Source organism: Streptomyces sp. NPDC006197 (assembly GCF_040613865.1).
Lineage (GTDB): Bacteria > Actinomycetota > Actinomycetes > Streptomycetales > Streptomycetaceae > Streptomyces.
The window spans coordinates 1-15718 of the sequence record NZ_JBEXSZ010000007.1 but is presented as its reverse complement, the minus strand read 5'-3'; the positions used below and the strand labels follow the sequence as shown (position 1 = coordinate 15718).

The window sequence follows — 15718 nt, the reverse complement described above, 5'->3', positions numbered from 1 at the left end:
GGGCGTCACAGGGTCACCAGCATCGCCAGCATCGCGAGCGCCATCGAGAGCCGGCAGGCGTGTGTCAGCTCAGGCCGGGTCGCCCACGCGCGCCCCCCGCCGCCGCCGGTCGCCCAGGCTGTGTCCATACCGCTTCCGGCGGTCGCCCAGGCCGTGCCCCTGCCGCTCTTGGCAGTCGTCGCCACCGGCACGAGCCGGGCCCCCGAGCGGAGCACGTACGCCACGTAATAGAGGAGGAGCCCGCCCGTGAGCACGGGTATGCCGCCCGCCGTCCCCGCCGCGTGTCCCGCGTGCGCCCCCGCCGCGCCGGGCGCCGCCATCGCCACCGCCATGTAGACCATGGCGAGCGAGCCCACCAGATGGTGCAGATGGTGACCGCCGTGCCGGACCGCCAGCAGGCCGTGCAGCGTCGCCGCGCCGAACACCGCCGCGAACACCGTCCAGCCCCACTCCGGCGGGGTCAGGGCCGCGACCGGCAGCGCCATGGCCGCCATCCCGAACCCCATCACCGCCTCGCCGGCCGCGGCCCGCCGCTCCTCGCCGTCGCAGACGCGCGTCCGCAGCAGGCAGTACACGCCCGTCGCCGCGCACAGCGCGACCAGTAACCACCCGGACAGAACCGGTCCGTGCACGGCACACCTCCCCCTCGATGCCGTCCGTCCAGAGAGGAATGCCCGCCTCCCGGGAGCCGCACGCGGGCGCACGGGCGCGCACAGGTGTACGAGGGGAGCGAAGGAGGCGCGCGTTAGGCTCGGGACGATCGCGCACGCCGATCGTCAGCGCCCGAGGGGAGCCCCGTTACATGGACACCGCCACGTCCCAGGAGACCGGCCGGATCAGCTACCGCGAAGCGGTCCTCGACGACGTCCCGGCACTCGTCCCGCTCGTGGAGTCCGCCTACCGGGGCGACGCCAGCCGGGGCGGCTGGACGACGGAGGCGGACATCCTCCAGGGGCAGCGCACCGACCCCGAGGGCGTGACCGCGGTCATCACCACCCCCGGCAGCCGGCTCCTGGTCGTCGAGCGGGACGGCGAGCTGGTCGCCTGCTGCCAGCTGGAGCACCGGGGCGAGGCCGCCTACTTCGGCATGTTCGCGGTCCGCCCGGAGCTGCAGGGCGCGGGGCTGGGCAAGCAGATCATCGCGGAGGCCGAGCGCCGGGTGCGCGAGCTGTGGGACGTGCGGGAGATGCACATGACGGTGATCTCCGTCCGCGAGGAGCTGATCGCCTGGTACGAGCGGCGCGGCTACCGGCGCACGGGCCGGATGACCCCCTTCCCCTACGGCGACGAGCGCTTCGGACTGCCCCAGCGGGACGACCTGGAGTTCGAGCTGCTGATCAAGCCGCTGAGCTGATCCATCCGACGGAAGGGTGGCTTCGACCCTGGCTGACAGGAAAAACTTCTGCCGCCAGGGGGGTCGCACAGGATAATTTCTCTTGCCTCCCCTTGTGGGGATGAAGCGTCAATGGTTACGTTGTCTTGACGCAAGGTTCTCCTGTGGAGGAAGAGGCATGACGGAAATTCTTGTGCAGGACGTGACCGGTGGGGGGATATCCACCGAAGCCCCTGTGATCGACCACCCGGCCTGGGCCGAGCTCAAGAATGCCGTGGAGGAGATCCGCCCCTGGCAGTCCGCGGACGGCTCCATCGACTTCGAGGCCGAGGGCGCCCCCGCCCGCGCGCTCGTCGAGCTGACCGTGGACCGTCTGGTCGCGGCCGTGGAGCAGCTCTCCCCGCTCGTCCCGCACGACGGCGCCTACCACCGCGCCCTCGTCGCGGACCTGCGCAAGTGGGTCGAGAGCGGCTTCGCCGTCCCGGACTTCCTGGACTCCCTCATGGAGTTCCACCCGGCCGCCGGCCGCGCCGACGGGCTCCAGCACCTCGTGCTCTTCCCGATGTACACGCAGAACGGCAACCTGGACCGCAACTTCGAGGCCGTCGTGCTCCGCATGGTCTGGCCGGAGTGGCTCTCCGAGCTGGAGCGCACCCGCTACGACAACCCGGGCTTCTGCGGCATCACCTTCGAGGACTTCACCGCCGGGTACGACACCAACTCGGCCGTCCTCTTCCCGGAGACCGTCGCCGTCCGCGAGGTCCCGGAGCGCTTCACCTGGGGCGGCATCTTCTGCGACCGCGAGGCCGCGCGCTTCCGCAAGGTCACCGAGGCCGCCGTCGACACCCTCGGCGTGAAGCTCCCCGAGGACATCGCCGTCATGCTCGGCGACCAGAACCGCTGCCAGCAGGCCTTCGCGCTCTGGGACCTGGTCCACGACCGCGCCCACAGCCGCGGCGACCTGCCCTTCGACCCCTTCATGATCAAGCAGCGCCAGCCGTTCTGGATGTACGGCCTGGAGGAGCTCCGCTGCGACCTCACCGCCTTCAAGGAGGCCGTGAAGCTGGAGGCCGAGGGCAACACGCACGGCCGTGACGTGCAGTACGCCGTCCTCTTCGACCGGATGTTCCGCTTCCCGCTCACCGGCGACCGCAACCGCAACTACGACGGTCTGGGCGGCCAGCTCCTCTTCGCGTACCTCCACAAGAACGACGTGGTGCGCTGGACGGACAACATCCTCACGATCGACTGGGACCGCGCCCCCGAGGTCACCAACCGCCTCTGCTCCGAGATCGAGACCCTCTACCGCGAGGGCATCGACCGCCCGAAGCTGGTCCACTGGTTCAAGGCGTACGAGTTCGTCTCCACCTACCTCGCCCCGCACCCGGGCTCGAAGTGGGCCAAGGGTCCCGACGCCCTCGACCTCTCCCTGCCGCCTCGCAAGCTCGTCGACGACGTGCTTCCGGACGAGTTTCCGCTCAGCATGTTCTTTGAGGCCCTCGCCAAGAAGCTGAAGGGCGTGATCGCCGACACCAAGGGGATCACCGCCGCCGACGTCCCGAGCATCGAGCGGGCCGCCGCGTGAGCGACCTCACCGAGAGCACCGAGACCGAGAGCACCGAGGAGGCGTCGCCCATGATCGCCAACGGAAACGGCGGGCCGCTCGACGGCGCCGTCATCGCGGTCGCCGGCGCGGCCGGTCCCGCCGGCCGCGCGACGCTGCTGCGCCTCGCCGAGGCGGGCGCGACGGTCGTCGCCTCCGACGCCGACCCGGCGCGCCTCGCGGAGGCCGTCGACGCCGCCCGCTACGCGCACGGCGGAGCCAAGGTCGTGGGCGACACGGTCGACCTCCTCGACCTGGACGCCACGCGCGACTGGGCGGCGAAGACCGAGAAGGAGTTCGGCCGGATCGACGGCCTGGTCCACCTCGTCGGCGGCTGGCGCGGAGCGCCCTCCTTCGCGGAGAGCGACCTCGCGGACTGGGACTTCCTGGAGAAGCTCCTGATCCGTACGGTCCAGCACACCTCGCTCGCCTTCCACGACGGGCTGCTGCGGGCCGGCGGGCGCGGCCGGTACGCCCTGGTCAGCCAGTCCGGCGCGTCCAAGCCGGTCGCCAACAACGCCGCGTACAACGCCGGCAAGGCGGCCGCCGAGGCCTGGACCCTCGCCATGGCCGACTCGTTCCGCAAGCTGGGGGGCGACGAGGGCCCGCGGGCGGCGGCTGCCATCCTGGTGATCAAGGCATTGGTGCACGACGCGATGCGCGCCGAACGCCCCAACGCGAAGTTCGCGGGCTTCACCGACGTCAAGGACCTGGCCGACGAGATCGCCGGGCTCTGGGACAAGCCCGCCCAGGAAGTGAATGGACAGCGTCTGTGGCTGACCCCCAAGCCGTGACCGCGGCACTCGGCCCCAGGACCGACGCGCGTCGTCACCACGACCCGTCGGTCCGGGGCTTCGCCAGCGACAACTACGCCGGCGCCCACCCCGAGGTCCTCGCGGCCCTCGCCCTCGCCAACGGCGGCCACCAGGTCGCCTACGGCGAGGACCAGTACACCGAGCACCTCCAGCGGATCATGCACAGCCACTTCGGCCCCACCGCCGAAGCCTTCCCGGTCTTCAACGGGACCGGGGCGAACGTGACGGCCCTCCAGGCGCTCACCGACCGCTGGGGCGCCGTCATCTGCGCCGAGACCGCCCACATCAACGTGGACGAGGGCGGCGCGCCGGAGCGGATGGGCGGCCTCAAGCTGCTCACCGTCCCGACCCCCGACGGCAAGCTCACCCCCGAGCTGATCGACCGGCAGGCCTGGGGCTGGGAGGACGAGCACCGGGCGATGCCCCAGGTCGTCTCGATCACCCAGAACACGGAGCTCGGCACCGTCTACACGGTGGAGGAGATCCGCGCGATCGTGGAGCACGCCCACGCCAAGGGCATGAAGGTGCACCTCGACGGGGCCCGGATAGCCAACGCGGCCGCCTCGCTGGACGTGCCGATGCGCGCGTTCACCAACGCGGTCGGCGTGGACGTGATCTCGTACGGCGGTACGAAGAACGGCATGCTCTTCGGCGAGGCCGTCGTCGTGCTCAACCCCGACGCGGTCAGCCACATGAAGCACCTGCGCAAGCTGTCCATGCAGCTCGCCTCGAAGATGCGCTTCGTGTCGGTGCAGCTGGAGGCCCTTCTCTCGAAGGACCTGTGGCTGCGCAACGCCCGCCACGCCAACGCGATGGCCCAGCGTCTCGCCGCCGGCGTGCGCGAGCTCGACGGGGTGGAGATCCTCTACCCGGTGCAGGCCAACGCGGTCTTCGCCCGCCTCCCGCACGAGGTGAGCCGACGCCTGCAGGAACGCTTCCGCTTCTACTTCTGGGACGAGGCCGCCGGCGATGTCCGCTGGATGTGCGCCTTCGACACCACGGAGGACGACGTGGACGCCTTCCTCCAGGCGCTGAAGGAAGAGCTGTCCCGCTAGCCTTCGGTGAATGAATATACGGCCGGACGGAAAGTCATTGACTCCGTCCGGCCGTCTTCATAGGGTCATCCCGCATGGAACTCATCCAGCAGAACCCTGACATCGACGCATACCTCGCGGCGAGCGAGACCGTCGACCATGAGCACCCCCTCGTCAGGGAAGTGTCCGACCGCCTCGCCGGCGATCACCCCGACGCATACTCATACGCCGAAGCGGCCTTCGCGTACGTCCGCGACACCATCCCGCACTCCATGGACTCCGGCGATCCCCGCGTCACCTGGCGCGCCTCCGACGTCCTGGAGCAGCGCACCGGCATCTGCTACGCCAAGTCCTTCGCGTACGCCGCGCTCCTGCGGGCCCGTGGCACCCCGGCGGCCCTCTGCTACCAGCGGCTCACCGAGGACGACGGCTCGGACCCGGCGATCCACGGCCTGGTCGCCCTCCTGCTGCCCGGCGAGAGCGCCTGGGCCCGCCAGGACGTACGGGGGAACAAGCCGGGCATCGACGCCCGCTTCTCGCTGGGGGAGGAGCGGCTGGCCTGGCCCGTGCGACCGGAGCTCGGCGAGCTGGACTATCCCGAGCTGTACGCCGAACCGCACCCGGCTGTCCTGGGCGCCCTGAAGGCCGCCCCGGACCGCCCCTACCTCGACCGGACGCTGCCCACGGAGCTCTGACCCCTGGGGCGGCGGGGAGAAACGGTTCCGTCAGCCGGCTTCCTTGACCTGGGCCGGCGTCGGAGCCGTACCACCCAGGTGGGCGGGCACCCACCACGTGTCGCCCGCGTCCTTGGGGCGGACCGGGTAGGCGCGCTGCGCGGCCTCCAGGAGCTCCTGGACGCGCTCGCGCAGCCGCCGCGTGATCGCGCCCGCGTACTGGTCGGCGGGGGCCTCGACCGGCTCCCCGACGCGGATGGTCACCGGGATGTGGCTCCGCTTGAAGTTCCGCGGCCGGCCCTTCGTCCACAGCCGCTGGGTGCCCCACAGCGCCATCGGGATCAGCGGGACGCCCGCCTCCTGCGCCAGGCGCGCCGCACCCGTCTTGAAGCCCTTCAGCGTGAAGGACTGCGAGATGGTCGCCTCGGGGAAGACGCCGATGATCTCGCCGGCCCGCAGCGACTCCAGGGCGTGCTTGTAGGCGTGCTCGCCCTGGGCGCGGTCCACCGGGATGTGCTTCATGCCGCGCATGAGCGGTCCCGAGATCTTGTGCTTGAAGACCGAGTCCTTCGCCATGAAGCGCACCAGACGCTTCTGGGGGAGGGCCGCGAGGCCGGTGAAGATGAAGTCCAGGTAGCTGATGTGATTGCTCACGAGCACCGCGCCGCCGGTGCGCGGGATGTTTTCCGAACCCTGCGTGTCGATCTTCAGGTCGAGCGCCTTGAACATGGTCAGAGCGGCGCCGATGACCGGTCGATAGACGAGTTCTGCCATCGGAGAGGAACCTCTTCTTCATGTGCCCGGAGCGGGTTCTCCCGGCGAAGTTACGCGGCCGTAGGTTTTCGGCTTTGGGCAGATCGTGCCCCATGTGGGGCCCCGTGACCAGTCCAGACGGCTTCGTACGGGGAGATTCTCGTCACTCGCGGTGGTCATGGCGGGAATCGATCGACCCCGTGCGACGCTGCACCTGAGGAACGGGAGAGCGAAGGGGAGTGGGATGACCGAGGTCCTGGGGCCGGAGGCGCTCGGCGCCGCGCTGGGGGAGAGGGCCACCCTCGTCCAGTTCTCGACGGCCTTCTGTCAGCCCTGCCGCGCCACCCGCCGCACCCTCGCCGAGGTCGCCGCCATGGTGCCGGGCGTGGGACACGTGGAGATCGACGCCGAGGAGCGCCTCGACCTCGTGCGCGAGCTCGGCATCGCCCGCACCCCCACCGTCCTCGTCCTCGACGCCGCCGGGCGCGTCGTCCGCAGGGCCGCCGGACAGCCCCGCAGGGCGGACGTCATCGCCGCTCTCGGCCGGGCCGTCTGACGTGGTGACGCCGTCCTGGGCCGGGCCGTCTGACGTCGTGACACTTCTCCCACATCCCGGTACGCACTTGACTGCACCGTCCACCGATCGTCACCCTGACGGAGTGACCATGGAACTCCTTCTCTACGGCCGGGCCCACGTGGACCTGGCCCGCAACGCGAGCGCGCGCTGTCCGGGTGTCTGACCACTCCAGGACCTCCCTCATGACGCCCTCGCAGAAGGACAACTCCATGACGGTTTCGCCCGAGCTCCGTACCGTTCCCGTGATCGGCGCACCCCGACAGGCCTCACCCGATCTGCTCCGCTCGGTCTTCCGCCGGCACGCGGCCGGCGTCGCGGTCATCACCGCGCACGGTGAGCGGCCCGTCGGGTTCACCGCCACCTCGCTCAACTCCGTCGCCGCCGACCCCCCGCTGATCTCCTTCGGGGTGGGCACGGGCTCCTCCAGCTGGCCCGTGGTCTCCGAGGCCGAGTTCATCGGCGTCCACATACTCGGCGAGCACCAGCAGGAGCTCGCGGCCACCTTCGCGCGCAGCGGCGCCGACCGCTTCGGCGAGGGGACCCGCTGGAGCGTCGGTCCCGAGGGTGTGCCGGTCCTCGACGGCGTCCTCGCCTGGCTGGTCTGCCGGGTGGTGGCCCGCGTGCCCGCCGGGGACCACCGGATCGTCATCGCGCAGGCGGTCGCCGGGGACCCGGACGGGGCGGGCCGGCCGTTGCTCTACCACCACGGCCGCTTCAACGCCCTGCGCGACTGAGGGTTCCCGTGCGCGCCGCTCTCCGCGCGTTGGCAAGGTCACATGCCTGAGCGCTTGCTCAGCGGTAACGAACTGGGTGTACTGACGAGTAATATTCCGGTCGGGGCGTCAGGCGCCCCGACCGGAAACCCGCCCTTCAGGCGCCTATGCTGCGAGCAACAAGGCAGCCCAGTTATGACCGATGCAGTAGGAGAGCCGGCGTGAGCTTGAGGATCGTTGTCTGTGTGAAGTACGTGCCCGACGCCACCGGCGACCGGCACTTCGCCGATGACCTGACGGTGGACCGCGACGACGTCGACGGCCTGCTGTCGGAGCTCGACGAGTACGCGGTCGAGCAGGCGCTCCAGATCTCCGAGGAGGCCGACGACGCCGAGGTCACCGTCCTCACCGTCGGTCCCGAGGACGCCAAGGACGCGCTGCGCAAGGCGCTGTCCATGGGCGCCGACAAGGCCGTCCACGTCGAGGACGACGACCTGCACGGCACCGACGTCATGGGCACCTCGCTGGTGCTGGCCAAGGCGATCGAGAAGATCGGCTACGACGTCGTCATCGCCGGCATGGCCTCCACCGACGGCACCATGGGTGTCCTCCCGGCCATCCTCGCCGAGCGCCTGGGCGTCCCGCAGGTCACCCTGCTCTCCGAGGTCAAGATCGAGGACGGCGTCGTCACCGGCCGCCGCGACGGCGACACCGCCTCCGAGCAGCTCCAGGCCTCGCTTCCGGCCGTCGTCTCCGTGACGGACCAGTCGGGCGAGGCCCGCTACCCGTCCTTCAAGGGCATCATGGCCGCCAAGAAGAAGCCGGTGGAGTCCCTGGACCTCTCCGACCTCGAGATCGAGGCCGAGGAGGTCGGCCTGGAGGGCGCGTGGACCGCGGTCGACTCCGCCGCCGAGCGTCCGGCCCGCACCGCCGGCACGATCGTCAAGGACGAGGGCGAGGGCGGCAAGCAGCTGGCCGAGTTCCTCGCGAGCCAGAAGTTCATCTAGCCGCTGGGCTCGCGCGAGCCGCTGAAGTCCGCCCCCTTTTCGTTCGCAGGAGATTGAAGTCCCATGGCTGAGATTCTCGTCTACGTCGACCACGTCGACGGAGCCGTCCGCAAGCCCACCCTGGAGCTGCTGACCCTCGCCCGCCGCCTCGGCGAGCCGGTCGCCGTCGCGCTGGGCAACGGCGCCGCCGACACCGCCGCCGTCCTCGGCGAGCACGGCGCCACCCGCGTCCTGACGGCCGAGGCCGCCGAGTTCGCCGACTACCTCGTCGTCCCCAAGGTCGAGGCCCTGCAGGCCGCCTACGACGCCGTCTCCCCGGCCGCCGTGCTCGTCCCGTCCTCCGCCGAGGGCAAGGAGATCGCCGCCCGCCTCGCGGTGCGCATCGGCTCCGGCATCATCACCGACGCCGTGGACCTGGAGGCCGGTGACGAGGGCCCGGTCGCGACGCAGTCCGCGTTCGCCGCCTCCTTCACCACCAAGTCCCGCGTCTCCAAGGGCACTCCGGTCATCACGGTCAAGCCGAACTCGGCCCCCGTGGAGGCCGCCCCGGCCGCCGGCGCCGTCGAGGCGCTGACCGTCTCCTTCTCGGAGAAGGCCACCGGCACCAAGGTCACCTCCCGCACCCCGCGCGAGTCGACCGGCCGCCCCGAGCTGACCGAGGCCGCGATCGTGGTCTCCGGCGGCCGCGGCGTCAACGGCGCCGAGAACTTCGCGATCATCGAGGCCCTCGCCGACTCCCTCGGTGCCGCCGTCGGCGCCTCGCGCGCCGCCGTCGACGCCGGCTGGTACCCGCACTCCAACCAGGTCGGCCAGACCGGCAAGTCGGTCTCCCCGCAGCTGTACATCGCCTCCGGCATCTCCGGCGCGATCCAGCACCGCGCGGGCATGCAGACCTCGAAGACCATCGTCGCCATCAACAAGGACGCCGAGGCTCCGATCTTCGACCTCGTCGACTACGGCGTCGTCGGCGACCTCTTCGACGTCGTCCCGCAGCTCACCGAAGAGGTCAAGTCCCGCAAGGGCTGATGACCTGCGGTTCTGTCGGTCCCGGGGGCCGCACGGCGATCTGTCGCCGTGCGGCCCCCGGCCGTTTCGGACAACCATTGACGCAGGTCCCGGCCGCCTACTAACTTCGCTATACGGATTGTTGATTCCGTGAAGCGGAAAACAGGAGGATGCAGGATGGGTCAGCAGGAGAAGGTGTCGACGAGCCTCGCGGGCGCGGTCAGCGAGGGCATCAGCGCCTCCCTCGCAGCGGTGGACGCCGAGCTCGACCGCCGCTACCCGGGGGACCCGGGCACCCGCCAGCCCGTCCACACCGTCTACGTCCCGGGCAACGCCTTCGACGCCGACACCATCCGCTCCTGGGGCGACCAGGCCCTCGCCGCCCTCGACGAGCACGCCCCCGACGCCGCCTCCTTCGCCGCCGTCCTCGGCCTCTCCGACGACCTCGCCGAGGACGTCTACGGCCGCGTGCGCGCCAAGCTGGAGCGCGAGCCCATCGAGGACCTCCGCGTCGACTTCGAGGACGGCTACGCGGGCCAGGACGAGGACCAGGACGCGGCCCGCGCCGCCCGCCTGATCTCGGAGGCGTACGAGAACGGCACCGCCGCCCCGTACATGGGCATCCGGATGAAGTGCATGGAGGCCGCCGTACGCGACCGGGGCATCCGCACCACCGACGTCTTCCTCACCGGCCTCCTGGAGAACGGCGGCCTCCCCGACGGCCTCGTCCTCACCCTCCCCAAGGTCACCTACCCCGAGCAGGTCTCCGCCTTCGTCCGCCTCCTGGAGTCCTTCGAGAAGGCCCACGGCCTCGACGCGGGCCGCCTCGGCTTCGAGATCCAGATCGAGACCAGCCAGTCCATCCTCGCCAGCGACGGCACCGCCGCCGTCGCCCGCATGATCGGCGCCGCCGAGGGCCGCGCCACCGGACTGCACTACGGCACCTTCGACTACAGCGCCTGCCTCGGCGTCTCCGCCGCCTACCAGGCCAGCGACCACCCGGCCGCCGACCACGCCAAGGCGATCATGCAGGTCGCCGCCGCCGGCACCGGCGTCCGCGTCTCCGACGGCTCCACCAACGTCCTCCCCGTCGGCTCCACCGAGCACGTCCACGAGGCCTGGCGCCTGCACTACGGCCTCACCCGCCGCGCCCTCTCCCGCGCCTACTACCAGGGCTGGGACATGCACCCCGGCCACATCCCCACCCGCTACGCCGCCGTCTTCGCCTTCTACCGCGAGGGCTTCGAGACCGCCGCCAAGCGCCTCTCCGCCTACGCCAACCACGCCGGCGGCGACGTCATGGACGAGCCCGCCACCGCCAAGGCCCTCTCCTCCTACCTGCTGCGCGGCCTCCAGTGCGGCGCCCTCGACACCGCCGAGGTCGACGCCCTCACCGGCATGACCCGCGCCGACCTCGAGCGCTTCGCCGCCCCGCGCCGAGGCGACCTGACGGCGACCGCCCAGTAGCCGGTCCCCCACAGGGAGTCCACCGCCGCCCCGTACCCTGTACGCGTCCAACGCAGCCACAGGGAACGGGGCATCGGTGTCATCGGGGGAGTACGAGCGGCTCGCGGGCCGCTACAGAACGGTGCGGCAACTCGGGCGCGGCGGCATGGGCGTCGTCTGGCGCGCGGTCGACGAGGTCCTCGGCCGTGAGGTGGCCGTCAAGGAACTGCGCACCTACAACGACGCGTCGGGCCCCGAACTGGAGGACCTGCGGCTGCGGATGCAGCGCGAGGCGCGAGCGGCCGCCCGGGTCCGGCACCCCGGAGTCATCGCCGTCCACGACGTGACCGAGCACGAGGGCCGCCCCGTCATCGTCATGGAACTCGTCGACGGCCCCTCCCTCGACGGCGTCCTCGGCGAACGCGGCACCCTCGACCCCAGGGAGGCCGCGCAGATCGGCGCCGCCGTCCTGGAGGCGCTGGCCGCCGCCCACGACGTGGGCGTGCTCCACCGCGACGTGAAGCCCGGCAACGTGCTCCTCGACCGCGGGGGCCGGGTCGTCCTCACCGACTTCGGCATCGCCACGATGGACGACCCCGGCGACGGCTCCGCCACCCATCTGACCCGCAGCGGAGAGATCGTCGGCTCGCTCGACTACCTGGCGCCCGAGCGCGCCCAGGGGCAGCAGCCGGGGCCCGCCTCGGACGTCTGGGCGCTCGGCGCCACCCTGTACGCGGCCGTCGAGGGCGCCTCCCCGTTCCGCCGCACCTCCACCTGGCAGACCCTGAACGCCATCGTGGTGTCGGAGGTGCCCAGTCGGCGGAGGGAGGTCATGCGTGGATCAACCGCTCCCGCCGCCGGGCCTATTCCGTGCGAGCCCCGGAGGTCAGAGGCTCAGGCCCTTGGAGCGGAGCCAGGACGCCGGGTCGATGCCGTCGCCGCCGGCCGTGTGGACCTCCATGTGGAGGTGGGCGCCGGTGACGTTGCCGGTGGCGCCGACGCGGCCGACGGTCTCGCCGGTGGAGACGGTCTGGCCGGCGCTGACCAGCATGGACGAGAGGTGGCAGTACCAGACCTCGGTGCCGTCCTCCAGCTCCAGGACGATCCGGTAGCCGTAGGAGCCGGACCAGCCCGCCGACTTGACGGTCGCGCCGTGGACCGCCTTGAGCGGGGTGCCCGTGGGCGCGGCGAAGTCGAGGCCGGTGTGGTAGCCGGAGGACCACATCGAGCCGGACTGCATGTAGGTGGCGGTGAGGGTGTACGAGGAGACCGGCAGCGAGTAGCTGGCGGCGAGCTGGGCGAGGCGCTCGGCCTCGGCCTTCGCGGCGGCTTCCGCCTCCGCCTTGGCCTTGGCTTCCGCCTCGGCCTTCGCCTTCGCCTCGGCGGCCGCCTTCTCCGCGGCGGCTTCCTTGGCCACGGCCTCCGCGGCGGCCTTCTCGGCCGCGGCCTTCTCCGCGGCGGCCTTCTCGGCGGCGTCGGCGGAGGCCTGCTGCTGCTCGGCCTGCTGGAGGATGCGGGCGCGCAGGGCCTCGCCCGCGGCGGGGGCGGCGGTCTGCTCGGCCTGTCCGGTCGCCTGGTCGGCCGCGGTGGTGTAGGTGGCGGCGGTGAGCGGGTTCGGGTTGGTGCGGGCCGCGGTGACGGGCGCGTTGTCCTCCTCGGGGAGGAGGTCGCCGACGCCGGGGAGGTCGTGGGCGTCCGGCAGGTCCAGGTCGGGGAGGTCCGGCAGCGATATGGCGACCGGGGGCTTCTCCTGCGCGGTGGCGAGGCCGCCCGCGCCGACGGCCGCGATGACGCCGACGCCGAGGACGGTGGAGGAGCGGGCGAAGTTGGAGCGCTGCTTGACGACCCGGTGCCGACCGCCGGAGCGGCTCTCGGCGCGGAGGGAACTCTCGGTGGGGTTCCACTCGGTGTCGGGGGCGGCGGGGCCCGCACCGCTGCCGAAGGCATCGAAGGGGGCTTCGGGTGCGGGAGTGTTGGACGCCACGGGGGCGCGCTCCTTTCCTTCCTTCTCGCCTACCGGGTTAGCTGACGGGTTCGGAGCAGGAAGGTCTCCTACGGGCTCGACCGCGCGCGTGCGTGGTTCACACGGGTGCGAAGGGGCCCGATTCACCCCAAGTGGTGGTTCCCCGGTTCCTTTTCAGGATTCGGCGCGTGCGCACGGTGCCGCCTCTTGCGACGGCTGGGACGACCGCGCTGCGTTATCGAACGTTAATAGACAGGGGGTCCCGATTCCAAGCCGTCCCCCTTGATCATTCATTGAATTGATGGTGTATCGCCCGAGTTGACCCCCCTTCAGAGAGGTGTGAAGCGGCAAGGGCGAAACCCTCACGATCTGACGTTATGTCAATTGTTATCGCAGTGACACCCTGCGACTACGGCCGGTGACCGGACCCGCCCGGCGGCACCACCGGCATCGTCCGGCGCCGCTCGGGCTGCCCCGTCGCCGGGCGGCTCACCGCGAGCAGCGCCATGTCGTCCGTCGACCCGCCGCCCGTGTGGAGCCGTACGTCGTCCACGAGCGCGTCGAGCAGCTCCTCGGGCCCCGGGAAGATCCGGCCGGCGAGACGCGCCGCCGGATCGTAGAAGACGCCCTGCGCGTTCCGCGCCTCCGAGAGGCCGTCCGTGTAGAAGAGCAGCGTCGCGCCCGGCGGGAACGGCCGCGCCTCCGCCCGGTCCGGCCACGCCGCCAGGTCGCCCATGCCGAGCGGCAGCGCCGCCTCGCCCGGCTCCAGCGTCTCGAGGCGCCCGTCCGCGTGCAGCATCAGCGGCGGCGGGTGCCCCCTGTTGACGACCCGTACGAAACCGCCGAAGGTCCCGCTCCCGTCGGTGCGCGGGATCTCGGCCAGGACGGCCGTGGTGAACCCCTCGAAGGCGTCAAGCCCGTGCCGGCGGGTGCCCTCCCGGGCCAGGGCCCGCTCCAGGCGCTGCGCCACACCCTCCAGGGTCCGCTCCTGCTCGGCCGCCTCCCGGAAGGCCCCGATGACGACGGCGACGGCCTCGACCGCGTCCATCCCCTTGCCCCGGACGTCCCCGACCACGAGCCGCACCCCGTGCGGGGTGTCCTGGACGGCGAACAGGTCGCCGCCGATGAACGCGTCGGCCTGCGCCGCCTCGTACCGCGCCGCGCACTGCAGTCCGCCGATCCGCTCGGCGGGCGTCGGCAGCACCGCCTTCTGCGCGGTCTCGGCGATGACCCGCGCCGAGGCGAGCCGCTCGCCGCTGCGGCGCACGACCCGGTTGATGAGGAGGGCGAGCGCGGAGACGGTGAGGACGGTCAGGGTCTCGGTGAGGGCCGGGACCTCGTCGGCCGTGCCGTTGTAGAGGTGCAGCCCCACGGAGGCGAGGACGGCGGCGATCCCGGTGAGGAGGGTGGTCAGCGTCGAGAAGAAGGGCGCGGCGATCAGCGGGGCGGCGGAGAAGAGCGGCGACGCCGTGTACGCGGGCGGGGTCGCCAGGTCGAAGACGACACCGCCCACGATGACCAGCGAGGGCAGCGCGCGGATGAACCGCCGGGCACCGCCGTACTCGGGGCGGCCCTCGCCGCCCCGCCGCCCTCCGCCCGCCGCTCCTAGGGGGTTCCCCACCTGTGCTCTCCTGCCCGGTCCGACCCGGCCGCGGTCCGCACCGCGCCCTCCCAGGGTGGCCGCCGCCGCCGGGGGCGGCGACTCCCACGGGGCCGAGTGGCGTACGGGGTCAGCCGGCCGCGATCCGCCCGCCCCGGGCGAGGAGCGCCATCGCCGCCGCGCACCCCAGACCCACCGCACACAGCAGCGGCCCCGCGCCCGTCGCGAGCGAGGCGGCGATCAGCGTCGGCAGCGACTGCGCGAAGGCGGGCGCGGTCTCGGCCACCGTTCACTTCGGACGGGTCCCTCAGAGGTTCCGCTCCGCGTAGACCTTCATCGCGTCCCGGACGAGGACCGCGGTGCCCTCGCCGTGCTTGTCGTAGTTCGCGGTGAACCGCGGGTCGTCGACGTACATCTGCCCGAGGCCGATCAGGTACTCCTTGCTCGGCGTCACGGTCGTCGACAGCCACGCGACCTGGCGCCGCGCAATCGCCTGCACCTCGTCGCTGTCGGCGGCCAGGCCGTCTCGCGCCGCCTTCCCGAAGTCGCGGGCGATGCCGGCCTGCTCGTCCATGAACGCCTTCTTCTGCGCGTCCGTGAGCGAGCGCCACCAGCGGTCGCCCTCCTCGTACGCGTGGCGACCCCAGCGCTCGGTGACCTCCTCCTCGTACCGCGTGTGGTCGAAACCGTCGAACACCTCGTCGGCCATGAGTTCCTCTCCCCTCTCGGTCTTCCGCAGAGTGGTCCGCACCGACGCGATCTGGCGTCCGATGCGCTCGCGCTCCTGTTCCAGGAGGGCGAGATGGGTGCGCAGGGCGGCGGAGGCGTCCCGCTGCCCCGCGAGGACCTCGGCGATGGCGGGCAGCGAGAGCCCCAGCTCGCGCAGCAGCAGGATCCGCTGCAGCCGCACGAGCGCCGCCTGGTCGTAGTACCGGTAACCGTTCGCGCCGATCCGGCTCGGCTCCAGCAGTCCGCGCTCTCCGTAGTGCCGGAGGGTGCGGCTGGTGGTGCCGGCCTTCCTGGCGATCTCCTGGATCGACCACTCCATGCCGAGAACGCTAGATCTTGACGTAACGTCAAGGTCAAGCCGACATCCGCGCACACGACGAAGGCCCGGATCCAGTGACTGGATCCGGGCCTTCGTTGCTACTGAGTAGCGGGGACAGGATTTGAACCTGCGACCTCTGGGTTATGA

General features: G+C 71.6%; 16 protein-coding genes, 1 pseudogene and 1 riboswitch. Of the genes and pseudogenes, 11 read left to right on the top strand and 6 right to left on the bottom strand.

The window, feature by feature from the left end; all coding sequences use genetic code 11:
• Window positions 1-5: 5 nt before the first annotated feature.
• Complete coding sequence (locus ABZ318_RS03455; protein WP_356900818.1) at window positions 6-632, bottom strand: DUF5134 domain-containing protein; 627 nt, start codon at window positions 630-632, stop codon at window positions 6-8.
• Between the two features lie 170 nt (window positions 633-802).
• Here ABZ318_RS03455 and ABZ318_RS03450 point away from each other — a divergent pair, with 170 nt between their 5' ends.
• The 5 genes from ABZ318_RS03450 to ABZ318_RS03430 all read left to right on the top strand — a co-directional run bounded on the left by ABZ318_RS03450 (window position 803) and on the right by ABZ318_RS03430 (window position 5480).
• On the top strand, window positions 803-1354 hold the full coding sequence (locus ABZ318_RS03450) for a GNAT family N-acetyltransferase (RefSeq protein WP_356900817.1): 552 nt from the start codon (window positions 803-805) through the stop codon (window positions 1352-1354).
• A gap of 157 nt (window positions 1355-1511) precedes the next feature.
• A complete protein-coding gene (locus tag ABZ318_RS03445; protein ID WP_356900816.1) occupies window positions 1512-2918 on the top strand; it encodes a DUF6421 family protein in 1407 nt (468 codons plus the stop codon).
• Between the two features lie 50 nt (window positions 2919-2968).
• On the top strand, window positions 2969-3730 hold the full coding sequence (locus ABZ318_RS03440; RefSeq protein WP_356900900.1) for an SDR family NAD(P)-dependent oxidoreductase: 762 nt from the start codon (window positions 2969-2971) through the stop codon (window positions 3728-3730).
• Window positions 3727-4806: a low specificity L-threonine aldolase gene (locus tag ABZ318_RS03435; RefSeq protein ID WP_356900815.1), complete on the top strand. Its 1080-nt coding sequence runs from the start codon at window positions 3727-3729 to the stop codon at window positions 4804-4806. Before ABZ318_RS03440 ends, ABZ318_RS03435 begins: the two co-directional genes overlap by 4 nt.
• Before the next feature lie 74 nt (window positions 4807-4880).
• A complete protein-coding gene (locus ABZ318_RS03430; RefSeq protein WP_356900814.1) occupies window positions 4881-5480 on the top strand; it encodes a transglutaminase family protein in 600 nt (199 codons plus the stop codon).
• 30 nt (window positions 5481-5510) lie between these two features.
• Here ABZ318_RS03430 and ABZ318_RS03425 read toward each other — a convergent pair whose 3' ends face one another.
• Window positions 5511-6233 (bottom strand): lysophospholipid acyltransferase family protein, encoded by a 723-nt coding sequence (locus tag ABZ318_RS03425; protein ID WP_093877349.1) that lies wholly within the window; start codon window positions 6231-6233, stop codon window positions 5511-5513.
• A 223-nt stretch (window positions 6234-6456) separates the two neighbouring features.
• Between ABZ318_RS03425 and ABZ318_RS03420 the strand changes: the two genes are divergently transcribed.
• The 6 genes and pseudogenes from ABZ318_RS03420 to ABZ318_RS03395 form a co-directional block, all read left to right on the top strand.
• Window positions 6457-6768: a thioredoxin family protein gene (locus ABZ318_RS03420; protein ID WP_030686007.1), complete on the top strand. Its 312-nt coding sequence runs from the start codon at window positions 6457-6459 to the stop codon at window positions 6766-6768.
• 230 nt (window positions 6769-6998) lie between these two features.
• Window positions 6999-7523, top strand: a complete 525-nt coding sequence (locus tag ABZ318_RS03415) for a flavin reductase family protein (RefSeq protein WP_356900899.1) — start codon at window positions 6999-7001, stop codon at window positions 7521-7523.
• Between the two features lie 200 nt (window positions 7524-7723).
• Window positions 7724-8509 (top strand): electron transfer flavoprotein subunit beta/FixA family protein, encoded by a 786-nt coding sequence (locus tag ABZ318_RS03410; protein WP_356900813.1) that lies wholly within the window; start codon window positions 7724-7726, stop codon window positions 8507-8509.
• Between the two features lie 63 nt (window positions 8510-8572).
• Window positions 8573-9535, top strand: a complete 963-nt coding sequence (locus ABZ318_RS03405) for an electron transfer flavoprotein subunit alpha/FixB family protein (protein ID WP_356900812.1) — start codon at window positions 8573-8575, stop codon at window positions 9533-9535.
• A gap of 156 nt (window positions 9536-9691) precedes the next feature.
• Window positions 9692-10981: an aldolase/citrate lyase family protein gene (locus ABZ318_RS03400; RefSeq protein ID WP_356900811.1), complete on the top strand. Its 1290-nt coding sequence runs from the start codon at window positions 9692-9694 to the stop codon at window positions 10979-10981.
• A gap of 145 nt (window positions 10982-11126) precedes the next feature.
• A pseudogene (locus tag ABZ318_RS03395) lies at window positions 11127-11759 on the top strand (serine/threonine-protein kinase); the annotation flags it as partial.
• 87 nt (window positions 11760-11846) lie between these two features.
• On the opposite strand, the gene ABZ318_RS03390 reads toward ABZ318_RS03395, so the two are convergent.
• From ABZ318_RS03390 to ABZ318_RS03375, 4 genes are all read right to left on the bottom strand, one after another.
• Window positions 11847-12944: a M23 family metallopeptidase gene (locus tag ABZ318_RS03390; protein WP_356900810.1), complete on the bottom strand. Its 1098-nt coding sequence runs from the start codon at window positions 12942-12944 to the stop codon at window positions 11847-11849.
• A gap of 11 nt (window positions 12945-12955) precedes the next feature.
• Window positions 12956-13120: riboswitch (cyclic di-AMP (ydaO/yuaA leader) on the bottom strand.
• Window positions 13121-13332: 212 nt separating this feature from the next.
• A complete protein-coding gene (locus ABZ318_RS03385; protein WP_356900809.1) occupies window positions 13333-14544 on the bottom strand; it encodes a PP2C family protein-serine/threonine phosphatase in 1212 nt (403 codons plus the stop codon).
• Window positions 14545-14653: 109 nt separating this feature from the next.
• Window positions 14654-14809, bottom strand: coding sequence for a hypothetical protein (locus ABZ318_RS03380; protein WP_356900808.1), 156 nt, complete (start codon window positions 14807-14809; stop codon window positions 14654-14656).
• Window positions 14810-14830: 21 nt separating this feature from the next.
• On the bottom strand, window positions 14831-15571 hold the full coding sequence (locus tag ABZ318_RS03375) for a MerR family transcriptional regulator (RefSeq protein ID WP_356900807.1): 741 nt from the start codon (window positions 15569-15571) through the stop codon (window positions 14831-14833).
• Window positions 15572-15718 lie beyond the last annotated feature (147 nt).

Coding starts and splice junctions, on each gene's coding strand:
- ABZ318_RS03405 (WP_356900812.1), top strand. CDS start 8,573: ATGGCTGAGATTCTCGTCTACGTCGACCACGTCGACGGAGCCGTCCGC.
- ABZ318_RS03400 (WP_356900811.1), top strand. CDS start 9,692: ATGGGTCAGCAGGAGAAGGTGTCGACGAGCCTCGCGGGCGCGGTCAGC.
- ABZ318_RS03375 (WP_356900807.1), bottom strand. CDS start 15,571: ATGGAGTGGTCGATCCAGGAGATCGCCAGGAAGGCCGGCACCACCAGC.
- ABZ318_RS03415 (WP_356900899.1), top strand. CDS start 6,999: ATGACGGTTTCGCCCGAGCTCCGTACCGTTCCCGTGATCGGCGCACCC.
- ABZ318_RS03425 (WP_093877349.1), bottom strand. CDS start 6,233: ATGGCAGAACTCGTCTATCGACCGGTCATCGGCGCCGCTCTGACCATG.
- ABZ318_RS03440 (WP_356900900.1), top strand. CDS start 2,969: ATGATCGCCAACGGAAACGGCGGGCCGCTCGACGGCGCCGTCATCGCG.
- ABZ318_RS03450 (WP_356900817.1), top strand. CDS start 803: ATGGACACCGCCACGTCCCAGGAGACCGGCCGGATCAGCTACCGCGAA.
- ABZ318_RS03420 (WP_030686007.1), top strand. CDS start 6,457: ATGACCGAGGTCCTGGGGCCGGAGGCGCTCGGCGCCGCGCTGGGGGAG.
- ABZ318_RS03430 (WP_356900814.1), top strand. CDS start 4,881: ATGGAACTCATCCAGCAGAACCCTGACATCGACGCATACCTCGCGGCG.
- ABZ318_RS03445 (WP_356900816.1), top strand. CDS start 1,512: ATGACGGAAATTCTTGTGCAGGACGTGACCGGTGGGGGGATATCCACC.